The sequence below is a fragment of the Ruegeria sp. CDSC081 genome, assembly GCF_059610485.1.
The window spans coordinates 207,683-219,369 of the sequence record NZ_JBXWNS010000004.1 but is presented as its reverse complement, the minus strand read 5'-3'; the positions used below and the strand labels follow the sequence as shown (position 1 = coordinate 219,369).

Annotated in this window: 17 protein-coding genes; 2 read left to right on the top strand and 15 right to left on the bottom strand. The window is 59.3% G+C overall.

The features are described 5' to 3' along the window. Positions 1-13: 13 nt before the first annotated feature. The 15 genes from AC2FH9_RS08845 to AC2FH9_RS08775 all read right to left on the bottom strand — a co-directional run bounded on the left by AC2FH9_RS08845 (position 14) and on the right by AC2FH9_RS08775 (position 9,508). Entirely contained in the window at positions 14-676 is a 663-nt protein-coding gene (locus tag AC2FH9_RS08845) for an RcGTA-type gene transfer agent tail tape measure protein (RefSeq protein ID WP_496749547.1), read from the bottom strand. Continuing rightward, on the bottom strand, positions 663-872 hold the full coding sequence (locus AC2FH9_RS08840; protein WP_496695809.1) for a rcc01693 family protein: 210 nt from the start codon (positions 870-872) through the stop codon (positions 663-665). The genes AC2FH9_RS08845 and AC2FH9_RS08840 overlap by 14 nt, the downstream gene beginning before the upstream one ends. Beyond that, positions 869-1,189, bottom strand: a complete 321-nt coding sequence (locus tag AC2FH9_RS08835) for a gene transfer agent family protein (protein WP_496749545.1) — start codon at positions 1,187-1,189, stop codon at positions 869-871. Before AC2FH9_RS08835 ends, AC2FH9_RS08840 begins: the two co-directional genes overlap by 4 nt. Positions 1,190-1,191: 2 nt before the next feature. Next, a complete protein-coding gene (locus tag AC2FH9_RS08830; RefSeq protein WP_496749544.1) occupies positions 1,192-1,605 on the bottom strand; it encodes a phage major tail protein, TP901-1 family in 414 nt (137 codons plus the stop codon). Positions 1,606-1,625: 20 nt separating this feature from the next. Next, complete coding sequence (locus AC2FH9_RS08825; protein ID WP_496871258.1) at positions 1,626-2,039, bottom strand: DUF3168 domain-containing protein; 414 nt, start codon at positions 2,037-2,039, stop codon at positions 1,626-1,628. Then, positions 2,036-2,374, bottom strand: a complete 339-nt coding sequence (locus tag AC2FH9_RS08820) for a phage head closure protein (protein WP_496871257.1) — start codon at positions 2,372-2,374, stop codon at positions 2,036-2,038. Before AC2FH9_RS08820 ends, AC2FH9_RS08825 begins: the two co-directional genes overlap by 4 nt. Beyond that, positions 2,371-2,970, bottom strand: a complete 600-nt coding sequence (locus AC2FH9_RS08815; protein WP_496871256.1) for a head-tail connector protein — start codon at positions 2,968-2,970, stop codon at positions 2,371-2,373. Before AC2FH9_RS08815 ends, AC2FH9_RS08820 begins: the two co-directional genes overlap by 4 nt. Positions 2,971-3,143: 173 nt before the next feature. Next, the gene (locus AC2FH9_RS08810) at positions 3,144-4,322 is read right to left on the bottom strand and encodes a phage major capsid protein (RefSeq protein ID WP_281971923.1); all 1,179 of its coding nucleotides are present in this window, start codon (positions 4,320-4,322) and stop codon (positions 3,144-3,146) included. Between the two features lie 35 nt (positions 4,323-4,357). Beyond that, on the bottom strand, positions 4,358-4,903 hold the full coding sequence (locus AC2FH9_RS08805; protein WP_496749694.1) for an HK97 family phage prohead protease: 546 nt from the start codon (positions 4,901-4,903) through the stop codon (positions 4,358-4,360). A gap of 26 nt (positions 4,904-4,929) precedes the next feature. After that, positions 4,930-5,148: a GTA head formation protein, RCAP_rcc01685 family gene (locus AC2FH9_RS08800; protein WP_496695820.1), complete on the bottom strand. Its 219-nt coding sequence runs from the start codon at positions 5,146-5,148 to the stop codon at positions 4,930-4,932. After that, a complete protein-coding gene (locus tag AC2FH9_RS08795) occupies positions 5,141-6,304 on the bottom strand; it encodes a phage portal protein (RefSeq protein WP_496871255.1) in 1,164 nt (387 codons plus the stop codon). The genes AC2FH9_RS08800 and AC2FH9_RS08795 overlap by 8 nt, the downstream gene beginning before the upstream one ends. A gap of 112 nt (positions 6,305-6,416) precedes the next feature. After that, the gene (locus tag AC2FH9_RS08790; RefSeq protein WP_496691055.1) at positions 6,417-7,109 is read right to left on the bottom strand and encodes a hypothetical protein; all 693 of its coding nucleotides are present in this window, start codon (positions 7,107-7,109) and stop codon (positions 6,417-6,419) included. Between the two features lie 191 nt (positions 7,110-7,300). Then, complete coding sequence (locus tag AC2FH9_RS08785; RefSeq protein ID WP_496871254.1) at positions 7,301-8,671, bottom strand: DNA-packaging protein; 1,371 nt, start codon at positions 8,669-8,671, stop codon at positions 7,301-7,303. Beyond that, positions 8,580-8,924, bottom strand: coding sequence for a hypothetical protein (locus AC2FH9_RS08780; protein WP_496749535.1), 345 nt, complete (start codon positions 8,922-8,924; stop codon positions 8,580-8,582). The genes AC2FH9_RS08785 and AC2FH9_RS08780 overlap by 92 nt, the downstream gene beginning before the upstream one ends. A 206-nt stretch (positions 8,925-9,130) precedes the next feature. Beyond that, positions 9,131-9,508, bottom strand: coding sequence for a VOC family protein (locus AC2FH9_RS08775; protein ID WP_496749534.1), 378 nt, complete (start codon positions 9,506-9,508; stop codon positions 9,131-9,133). Between the two features lie 40 nt (positions 9,509-9,548). Here AC2FH9_RS08775 and AC2FH9_RS08770 point away from each other — a divergent pair, with 40 nt between their 5' ends. Together AC2FH9_RS08770 and AC2FH9_RS08765 are read left to right on the top strand one after the other, a co-directional pair. Further along, positions 9,549-10,085 carry a winged helix-turn-helix transcriptional regulator gene (locus AC2FH9_RS08770; protein WP_496871253.1) on the top strand — a complete coding sequence of 179 codons (537 nt, stop codon included), beginning with the start codon at positions 9,549-9,551 and terminating at the stop codon, positions 10,083-10,085. 317 nt (positions 10,086-10,402) lie between these two features. Beyond that, on the top strand, positions 10,403-11,665 hold the full coding sequence (locus AC2FH9_RS08765; protein ID WP_142633162.1) for a DEAD/DEAH box helicase: 1,263 nt from the start codon (positions 10,403-10,405) through the stop codon (positions 11,663-11,665). Positions 11,666-11,687: the final 22 nt, after the last annotated feature.

Genomic DNA, 11,687 nt, shown 5'->3' with positions numbered 1-11,687 from the left:
TCTGCTCCCTGATCTACCTATTGCGATTGCCACGGCCCAGCGCGCGGCTCATCTGGGCCGCGATCTGGCTTTGGCTTCGACGGAAACCCTGCACGTCCGGGGTCGTGATGTTCATCACCACGTTCACCGCAGAGCCTCCGCCAGACATGCGCACGCCCAACTTCCCATCGGTACCGCGGGCCAGCGGCATGATGGCCTCGGGGCCAGCCTCGCCCATCAGCCCGGTGCCGCCACGCATTGGAAACGTGGTTGGACTGCTGATCACTCCGCCGTTGGCAAAGGGCATCACCCGTCCTTGGCTGAAGCTGCCGCCGTCAGCAAAAGGAAGAATGCCCTTCACAAAACCTCCGATCCCATTGGCTAGAAGGCCGCCGAAATGATCCGTGACCGGTTTGATCGCAGCAGAATAAGCGGTACGGATCATCGAGTTCTTCAACACGTCCAGCGCATCGGACAGGTTCATTCCGTCCATCACGACGCCATCGAACGCCCGTCGCAGGCCACCGGACATGCCACGCTCCAGCGTTGCAACATCCTTGCCCGTTTCCTCAAAGGCTGCTTTGATGCGCTTCATCTGCCCATCAAATGCCGCAGCCATCGATGCCGCATCACCCAACGAGTCGCCAAGCGCCTCGCCCCGCTCCTGCAGGTCTTCCAACCCGTTACGATCCGTCATCACGCTCTCCTTTTGTCTTGTCCGGATAGGCCGCCAGCAACGCATCCAAACCCATTCTGTTCATCGAAGGCATGCCCGCGCCATGCCCCAGCATCAGCCGCAACTCGGCCGGGGTAAGGCTCCAGAATTGATCCGGTGTCAGGCGTAGGCTGAGGTATCCGGCCCGCATCAATGCGGGCCAGTCGAACCCGCTCATGCCTGCCCCGGCACCATGAAGGCCCTTGCCAACAACTCGGCCGCAGCACACGCGCCGTGCATTGGCCCCCCCTCAATTTCGGCACTTAGCAGATCGGTGCGGGTGACATTGGCCCCGCCCCCCCGCAGTCCGGCGACGATAAGCGCCAGAACATCACCGCTGGAATAGGCGCCGCCTTCGAACCTTTGCACCAGTTCAACCAGTGTCCCTGTGCCCAATTCCCGTTCCAGTTCCGCCAAAGCGCCCAACGTCAGCTTCAGAACTCGTTGCTCTCCATCGATGGTCAGTGCCACCTCACCTGTCCACGGATTGGCCATCGTTACAGCGCCGTAAAGGCCAGAGCACCGGCGCTTGCCATGCTCATTTCATAGGTCGCTTCGCCATTGTGAGAGCCCGCATATTCGATGCCGGTCACCTGGAACGCACCCTCAACAATCCCGAAATCCGGGATGATGATCTGGAAACCCGGTGTCTCACCGTCAAAGAACAGCTGTCGCGCGCGCTCATCCGTTCCCGCGTCCTTGAATACGCCCGAGCCCGAAATCGAGGCCGACTTGACCCCCGCGCCCGACAAAAGCTCGCGCCAACCACCCTGGCTTTCCAGGCTGGTCACATCGACACTTTCCGCGTTGAAACTGACCCGCGTGGCACGCAGCCCCGCAATGGTCTCGAACAGACCTGAGCCGTTCATATCCACTTTGACCAACAGGTCTTTTCCGTTCTGGGCAGTCATTTGCTCTCTCCGTTGATTGCTTAATCGTCTTCCACGCGGGCGCGGAATTTCAGGTCGATCTGGCGGATCGCGCCGCCCGTTCCGGTCCGACGGGCGGAGGCACGTTCGAACCACAGCCCGACCAATCGGCCTCGATCCAGGGTCAGCCCCGCACTGTCCAGGGCGTCACAAACTGCCCCCGCCAGCGTTTTTGCTGCACCGAACCCGGCAGCTTCGGACACGACGGACACCGTGAAACGATGGACGGCACCGGTCCCCGATCGGTCCGAGGCATCGCGCACCTCTTCCGGGCCCAGCGTGACATAGGTTTGCGGAACTGAACCCGCTGGAACGGCGTCATAGATCGCTCCACTTGAAAGAGTGCTGATCTGTGTGTCTTCCGACAATTTCTGGTAAATTGCCGCCTGCAACGCGGCGGAAACGCCATAGCTCATACCGCCACCTCCTCATCCGCAAAGCAGATCAGGTACTGGCCGCACAGGTCTCGCTCGGCGACGGCGCGGATAACGAAACGGCGTGTGCCTTCCGCAAACCGCTGATCCGGCGAGGGGCGCATGGTCGATCCTTCGGGCGCGCCACGAACCACAATCCGGTAGCCGACACGCGAAACCGGCAACCCTGCAACATTTCGCTCTGACCCGCTGCGCGCAGTGACTTCGGCCCAAACCGAGCCCAAGGCGACCCATGTTTCCAGATACCCACCGGCGCCATCAGCGGTGCGCACGGAGGATTCAAGCAACAGTTTTCTATTCAGCCGGGGCGCCTTCATTGGGCCACCCCTGCACCAAAACGAACCACACGATAGCGTTGGATCAGGCTGGTCACGCCAAAGGGCATACAGCCGGCACCCAACGTGGTCTCATCCCGATATTCATAGTAATGCGCTGCCAACAGTAGAGCCGCCTGCCCAAGATCTGCCGGCAAGCTTGACCATTCCCTGGCAATACCGGCGATAAACGCGATCTTCACGGATCCGCCGGTCGAAATAGCGGGCAAGACAGCCCCGGCAGGGCGTATCCGCGGGCGCTGGCTATCGCGATCCAATCTGTATCTGTCAGACGAAACGGCGGTTTCAGTACCCGCTGCATCCGTCAAACTGACCGTATTGATAGTCGAGACCGGTGCCACAGGCAGCACTTCGCCCGCAGGGTCACGCCAACTGTTAAGGCTCCAGGAAAACTCACGTGTTATAAGTACCTTCCCGGTACGCGCCTCAATCGCAGCAATCGCCGCCCTTAAGAAGCCCTTGAGCACCTCATCCTGCACGCTGGCACCAGTAAAGCCTGTTCCCAGCCTCAAATGCGCCTTGAACTGATCCACCGGCAGCGCCGCATCCGCGATGGCGGTTTCTTCGATCAACATCATCCATTCACTCCGCAATCTCGGACCCCTCCGGGGCCGTAACTTCAGGAATTGACGGGCACGCGCCGCCCCACGTTGCTCGGACGGAGGGGAGCAGCTAGACAACGCAGGGGATCTCACCCCGACCCGCGCCCGCCGCCCCGAGGGGCAAAGGCCCCCCAGGAATTCAGCCCGCTTTAGGCGGTGCCGAATTTCACCAGCTTGATCGCAGCAAAGTCGCTGACATCGCCGCCGACGCGCTTGGTCGCATAGAACAGGACATGCGGTTTGGCGCTGAAGGGATCGCGCAATACGCGCAGGTCCGGGCGCTCGGCAATGGTATAGCCCGCCTGGAAGTCACCGAAGGCAATCGAGAAACTGTCGGTTCCCGCATCCGGCATGTCTTCGGCGATCAGCACCGGATAGCCCATCAGACGTGCCGGCTCACCCGCTGCCAGACCGTCCGACCACAAGAAGCGGCCATCGCTGTCTTTCAGCTTGCGGATCAGACCAGCAGTTTTCGAGTTCATCACGAAGGTCCCGTTGACCCGGTACTGCGCACCCAGAGCATAAACCACGTCCACAATGGCATCCGCCTCGACACCGCCATCGATGCCGGTGGGGACATAACCAATGTTACCCCAATCCCAAACATCGTTGTCGACCTTGGCGTGGTTCAGAATACCCTTGGGTTTGTCCGCACCGTCGCCGTTGATAAAGGCCGAGGCCTCGGCGCGTGCAAACTTGTCCGCGATACGACCGGCCAGCCAACCCTCGACATCGAACGCGCTGTCATCCAGCAGTCGCTGCGAGGCTTTGGGCAGTGCGCTCAGCTCGTGCAGCGGGATCGAGATCCGGTCAATCGACGGGGTGCTGGTTTCGCTCGCCGCAGCATTTTCATCTGCCCAGCCCGCACCGACATCCGTGTGGTCGATCAAAACATCGAACGAGTTCGCCTCGACATTTACGATCGAAGCAATCGAGCGGATAGAGGCCGTAGATTTCAGCACCGATTTGATGATCTCGGCGGTTTGCGGGTCAATCAGGTACCCACCGTCACTGTTCACAGCGCTCGAGAGGGATTTCACCTCCATCTCAAGCCCACGCAGGCCGTCATCCTCACCCGAACGCACATAGGCATCAAAGGCCTTCTGATGCGGTGCGCCGTCCTCGATTGAGGCCGCAAGATGCGGACGTGCCGCGATGGTTGATTTACGATCCAGCATGGTCAGTCGCTCTTCTGTCTGTTGCAATTTGGTCTTAACTTCAGCCTTGAGGCCCTTGAATTCGTTCACGAAGCCAGTCATCGCCTGCTTCACCTCCTGAACCAGGGGCACACCCTCTCCGGTCAAGGCCGGGGTTTCGGTCTTGCTCATCAGCACTTCCTTTTTGGGGGTGAGGTTTCGGCGCGCTAGGTTCGCGCCAGCTCCTGCCGGGCGTGATCAAACACCTCGGCAATACTGCGCCAGGTGTTCTCGGCCTCGGGGTCCACTCCCTTTGCCGCCACCCGCGCACTGGGCAACATCGGGAAGGTCACCAAAGACACTTCCCACAGCTCCAGTTCGGTCAGGACCCGCTGGCCCTTGTCATTCTTCACGGCGCGCTTGGTACGATAGCCAATCGACAGGCCATCCATTGCGCCCGCCCGGATCAACTCGGCCGCCTCGCGACCTTTCTGAGTGCTTTCCAGCAGACGTCCCTTGACCCATAAGCCCCGGTCATCCTCGTGCACCTCATTCCAGACACCAATGGGCTGCGCCGGGTCATGCTGCCAGAGCATCTTGACCCGTTGACCCGCTATGGCCAGCCCCTCAAGCGAACCGCGATACGCACCTTTCTGCACTACGTCACTGCCCTGATCTATCTGTCCAAACAGGCTGGCATAACCTTCGATCACCGCGTCCTCGGTCACCGAAAGACCCTCTCCGAACCGTGCGAACTTATGCTCCAATTCCATAAACTTCTCCATGTAACTTGCTGAATTCATGGCGTTACTGAAAGGAATGACTGAAACGCCTGCGCCAGGATCACCGCTGCCACGCCATACACCGTCAACCACAACCGCCTCTCCAGCCGCTCCATCATCTCTTCGATCTGATCCAGCCGCTGGCACAAATGCGCATGCTGAATCTCGGCCACCCGCTCATGCGCGGCCAGACGCAGGCCCGGCGCGCATTCGAACGGAGGATATGCGTCACCCATCCGCACGCTCCGGCAGCCCCAGCAAGGCGCGCTTTTCGGCATCGCTCAGGAATTCGGCCCCATTGACCCGCGCCCATTGCGCGTCCCGTTCCGCCGACAGCGCGGGCACCTGATCCAGATCGGGCTTCAGCACCAATTCTTCACCGGAAAAACCCGCCAGCCACTCCGACACCGCCGCCGCCACCCGCGTCACCAGAGGCAGCACTGTCAGGCGATAGAACGCCCGGTTGGCCTCCTGATAGTTCGAATAGGTCGCGTCGCCTTGTATCCCCAGCAGCATCGGCGGGACCCCAAAGGCCAGCGCGATCTCGCGGGCGGCGGCTTCTTTAGTCTTCTGAAACTCCATGTCAGAGGGCGAGAAACCCATCGGCTTCCAATCCAGCCCCCCCTCCAGAACCATCGGACGACCCGCATTGCGCGCCCCGCGATAGTTCTGCTCAATCTCATCCGAAAGACGCCTGAACTGATCTTCAGCCATGACCCCATGGCCATCACCGCCCTTCCAGACAAGCGCCCCCGAAGGCCGCGCCGCATTATCGAGCAGCGATTTCGACCACCGAGACGCGCTGTTATGCACATCAATCGCCATCGCCGCCGCCTGCATCGGCGAGAACCCATAATGATCGTCTTGCGGGTGGAACGACTTGATATGGCAGATATTTTCCGCCGCGAACCGGTGCTTCTTACCGCCCACAGCGTAATCATACGCCTTGGGCCACCCATCCGCCCCCGGCACCACGCTCATCCGGTCCGAGCGCAACACATGCAGCTCAACCGGCAGCCCTTCTTCGGCCTGGACCGCTTCGACATAGGCATTGCCCGACAGCAGCAACTGCCCAAACAAGGCCTCCATCAACTCCGCCCGCCCCTGCGCCGCATTCGGACGGCGCATGAGGCTCAGGATCGGATGTACATCAAACCGCTGCGCCTGATCCTGCAGCACCAACGGCAAAGCCGCCGCTGCCTCGGCAATCAACTTGACCGAGCGGAACCCCACCGGGTTCCCCGAAAACCCCGTCCGCGTCAGCGAGACCGTGTCCCGAGGGCTCCACGCCACGCGCCCACCCGTCTGCCATGCCACCACAGGCCCCGCCGCGCTCGCCTTCGCCTCGGGCGCCTCATCAGCCGATCCACGACGCAAGAAATCGAATACCATCTGTGCTCCTTTCTGCCGCCGCTCTGCCCGGCTTGTTGAAAAGAGTTATGACGGAAAGAAGTTTAAGCCTTGGGAATGGGGCGTACGGGGGTTGGGCAACGGATCGCGAGCATCAATTTTGTGTATTGCTAACTTCACCTTCGATCCGCCAGTCGCGCAATAGATTTAGCAAACGGCGTTCAAGTTCTTCGGCGTCCTCGAGGGTGATAAATTGGGATTTGATTGCGTAGTTGAGCTGGCCAAGCTCGGTGTCGGTTCTGACGCGACACCTTTCCCCATCGCTGTATGTTGTACACGAAACTTCACGTTGCTGGCTGAGCTCTCGATAAAAGGGAGAACTCGCATGCGCGACATGAAAAAACTGACGCTCGCATCTTTTGCCACCCGGTCTCCGGGCCCCGCTAAAGGTATTGGCGCAATATACTGCCTGCAACCCACCCCCCGGCGGCCCATAGTCCAAGCCGGCGGCATATGCCCGAGGGACTCTGTATCCTTCGCTGCCAATATGCTGGAACCGCCAAGGTTCGTCTTTGACCACATGATAGCCGACTAGCAGCACCATTGCCCCGACTATTAAGATTATAAGCGGTGCAAAAATAATCTTTTCAGTAAAGCTGAACAAGGCTGATGTCATGAGCAACAAGGCAATAAATGCGCAAACTTTTGCCGCGAAGAACTTGTAGGCTAGGCCAGAATTATTGACGTCATCGTGGTAGTCCCACATCGCGTGGCCGAGGAAATAGAGGGCGAGAAAAAAGAAAAGTATGCCCGCACTAATTGCCAACAAATACAATTTTTTCTTCATGGACGCCTCAGTGGACTTACGAGAAGGAACTATAAGATCTTGTTTCAATTTGATTTTTAAGATCAAAACTCAAGATTGCCAAACCCAGTTAAATCAAAAGCTGTTTACGTGTCGAAACAAACACCTTGTAGATGAAGGTAGCCTAACAGTCCTCAAGCCACCTCAAAAGTGTGGATTTCATGCCCTTACTCTCACAACGCCCGCACCCTCGGCCGCCGAAACGCCCCCGCAGGCCCCACAACCAACTCATGCAACGCCCAGACCAGTGCGTCGACCCGGTCGGGTGAGCCCTGACCCTCGAACCCCCGCGCGGTCATCTGGCACATCTGCTCCTCCAGCGCGCCCAGCCCAGCCACATGGCTTATCCGCCCCTGTTCGTACAAAGCCGCCACAGGCTCGGCCCGCGCAACCTTGCCGCGTGACGCTCGCACCGCGCGGTACGGGACCAAAGGGTCCACCTGCCGCACGACCTCTTCCACCAGTTGCCCACCCTGATTGACCTCGGCAACCAACCGCTCGGCCCCAAACTCATCCATCGCGTCAATCGCCGCCTGCGCCCAGCCCGCCGGGCCAACGCCTTGCACCGTCCGGTCAGCCAAGACATAGCACCGCCAGTCCTCGGGCTGCCCTTTCAAGCACGCCCCAACGACGACGATCCCACAAGCATCCGCATCCGATCCCGCCGTCACCGCCGGGTCCAGCGCCACCACGATGCGGTCCAGCTCGGGCACCTGCGCGCAGCGCGCTGCCTCTAGCATAGAACCCGTCCACAGCGCCCCCTCGGCATCCGACAGCAGCACCCCGTCCAACTCCTGCCGCCCCAGCCGTGTACCGGCATAGCGCGCGCGCACCTCGGCTAGAAACGACCCCGCTAAATTGGCCCGGTTCGCCTCGGTCGGCGCATGGGTCTGCACCGTGGACGGCGACGCCAGCAGATCCTTCAAAACCTTCACATTGCGCGGCGTGGTCGTCACACAGACCCGGGGCTGGTCCCCCAACCGCAGCGCAAATTGCAACATGTCCCAGGTCTCGCCCCCCTTTTTCCACTTAGCCAGCTCATCCACCCAGGCCGCATCGAATTGCGGCCCGCGCAACCCCTCAGGATCATGGGCCGAGAACGCCTGCGCCTCGGCCCCATTTGGCCAGACTAGTTTTCGCTCTGACGCCCTCCAAATAGGTCGACGATCCGGTGGTGAGCATTGCAATATCCCACTATCGCCAAAGATCATCACGTCGCGCACCTGATCAAACGTCTCGCCAAGCAGAGCCACCCGGCGCGCCTTACCCGTGTCCAACGGCAAAGACCCCTCAACCATCGACCGAACCCACTCGGCCCCGGCCCGCGTCTTACCAGCGCCACGCCCCCCAATGATCACCCATGACCGCCAATCGCCCTCGGGCGGCAACTGATGCGGCAGAGCCCAGAACTCAAACAGGAAAGGGAGGGCACACAGCCCCCCCTCCCCGATCTCACTCAGAAATCTGTCCTGCACCGCAACAGGCGCGGAGGCGAGCCAGCCTGCACCCGATCTCAGATCGTGCCCGATCAAGGTCGAGCGCATAGCCCCCTTGGGCAATTCCGGCTTGTCTGTGATGTTGTTCGACAAAGCTTGTCTCCACTTTTTGGCAACTTCGGATCAGCCCCTCAAGCTGTCCCAGTTGCTTGCCTGTACCAGCAAGATCTGCATCCTCCCCGGCACCGATCTGCTTGCGCAGTTCTTCCGCTGCTTTGCGCAGATCGCGAATGGATGTCTCGAGCGACCGCAACAAGTCAGCCGTCTGGGAAATCCGCTCTTCCGGGGTAATTAAAGTCATGTTTGCGTATTGACCTCATGCGTGAGTTTTCTCCGCACGAGAGAAACGAAAAACGGCCGCCGGGTGTTACCCCGGGGCCGTTGCCCACTTCTTCTAGCATGACACAGTTCGTACCAAATTAAGTTCGAAAAGTCAATGAATTGCGCAACACCCACGCAACAGGGAACGTGCGGTGCAGGTTAATATTTTCTTCCCTGCCGGAGTCTTTAGCTGCTGCCAGTCAAATCCTGCGCCAGCATCAGCGCATTCATATCCGGATCATAAAACGTGGCCGTGCTGACCATCCCTTCGATCGTTTCCGTCGCACCATCGAAGGCCACCCCTGCGGCCTCTAACGCACTGCGGGCAGTGGTGATATCGGCGACCTCAAACACTGGAACGCAGTTCCCCGGCGAAGGCTCGGCCTGCTCTCCTAACCCCAATGTGACACCGTCCACATTGGTGTGCATCTCACTCCAACCCGCTTCATCTATGTGGTGGGCAAGTTCAAACCCCAGTTTGTCATTGAACCATTCAGCGCTGGCATGGCGATCCCGAACCGAAATCGCAAGGGTGATCGTGTTTTTCAAAGAAACAAGGGGCATCAATCTTTCCTTTTGAGCTAAATTATATTAACTATACTTTATGGACATTAATTTGCTTGTCAAGCTGACCTCCCGAGCTTGGTCGCTGAATATTCTGGCACTCATGCATTCCGGCACTCCTGGCAGGCAGGCCGCTCTGCTTGCTGCCACCAGCGCAGGAAGAACTGCCTTCGCGGCAAGCCTGGACCATCTCATACGCCTTGACCTGATCGAAAGGAATCCGGGTCACGGGCACCCATTGCGCCCTGAATTCCGATTAACCCTGCCGGGGATCGAAGCCGCCAGTATGGCCAGCGCAATCGTAAACGCCGTTCCGGATGACACCAAGTTCAAGTTCGTCCGCAAATCCTGGACCGTTCCAATCCTGGCGCTCACCGGCACTCCGCATCGCTTTTCCGCCATCAAATCAGATCTGGCAACAATCACGGATCGGGCGCTGTCCTCCTCCCTTCAACAACTAGAGGCGCTGAACTGGATCCGAAGGGACATTGAAACTGCCGCACGGATGCCCTTCCCGACATATCGAGCTGTGAGAACCGGGTCTGCGATCAACCAGGCGGTCAATCTAACCGCTTAAAGGTTGCAAACAGCCCACAACGATCCTTTTCGCCGGATGCGATCCCTAACGCACAGCTTGACATTCCGCCCCGCAACCTGCATGAGCCCCCTAACAAAGCGCTGACGCGTGAGCATTGGCAGGTCCGACCTGCTCCACAGCGCTCGATTCACCCTATAGTTCCCCTTCACGCAGGGTTCTGAATGCGACGGCCGGATGCCGCGGGAAACGCCTGTGCATCCAGAGTCTTAGCGTAACCCTGTTGGCATCGCATATTGCGCTGCTGATTTATGTCGTCCGTGGTGATCCAGTCACCAGGGGCAAAAAAGGAATGATATTTGTTCGACTTTGATATGCTGGGCCTGGCCCCGGCCCTGAACGACGCTTTGAAACGCGCCAATTTTTCACAACCCACTCCGATTCAGAACCAGGCAATCCCCATGGCATTGCAGGGGCACGATATTCTGGGCCTTGCCCAGACCGGCACCGGCAAGACGCTGGCTTTTGGCCTACCCCTGATCGACCACCTGCTGGCTCAGACCGGCAAGCCTGCGCCGAAAACCGCCAAGGCTCTGATCCTTGCCCCGACCCGTGAACTGGTCAACCAAATCGCAGATAGCCTGCGCAATTTGACCACGAATACGAAGCTGCGTGTGGCGACAGTTGTTGGCGGTCAGTCCATCAGTAGGCAGATTTCGTTTCTGGCACGCGGCACAGACATTCTGGTTGCCACCCCTGGTCGTTTGATCGACCTGATGGAACGCAGAGCGGTCGACCTCGGCTCGGTACGTCATCTGGTACTGGACGAAGCCGATCAGATGCTGGACATGGGCTTTATTCATGCTCTGCGCCGGATTGCACCGCAGTTGGGCACGCCCCGCCAAACGATGCTGTTCTCTGCCACTATGCCCAAGCAGATGGAAGAACTCAGCCAGGCCTACCTGACAAACCCGCAACGCATTCAAGTGTCCCCTCCGGGTAAAGCCGCCGACAAGATCACCCAATCGGTTCATTTCCTGAGCCGCGCGGAAAAACCGAGCAAACTGCGGGAGATTTTATCTGCGGATAAAGAAGCTCTGACGCTGGTGTTTTCGCGTACAAAACATGGCGCCGAGAAGCTGATGAAGGGCCTAGTGGCCGACGGCTTCAACGCCGCCTCGATCCATGGCAACAAAAGTCAGGGACAGCGTGACCGGGCGATCAAAGCTTTCCGCGCAGGCGAGATAAATGTCTTGGTGGCGACAGACGTGGCCGCTCGCGGCATCGACATCCCGGGCGTTGCCTATGTCATCAACTACGACCTACCCGAAGTGCCGGATAACTACGTCCACCGCATTGGCCGAACCGCCCGTGCCGGTCGCGAAGGCGAGGCGATCGCTTTCTGTGCACCGGATGAACTGGATCAACTGAAGCAGATTCAGAAACTGATGAAAATTGAGGTTCCGGTCGCCAGCGGCACAATGCCCGAGTTCGCCGAACCCGCAAAATCGCGGAAAGGCGGAGGGTTCCGTCGCCGTGGTCCAAAGCCGCAAGCAGCTAACAAGTCGGGCAATCCCGGAGGCCCAAAACGCCGGCGACCGCGTCGATCCTCCGCCGCCTAAATCTAAAAGGCGCCGCTATTAG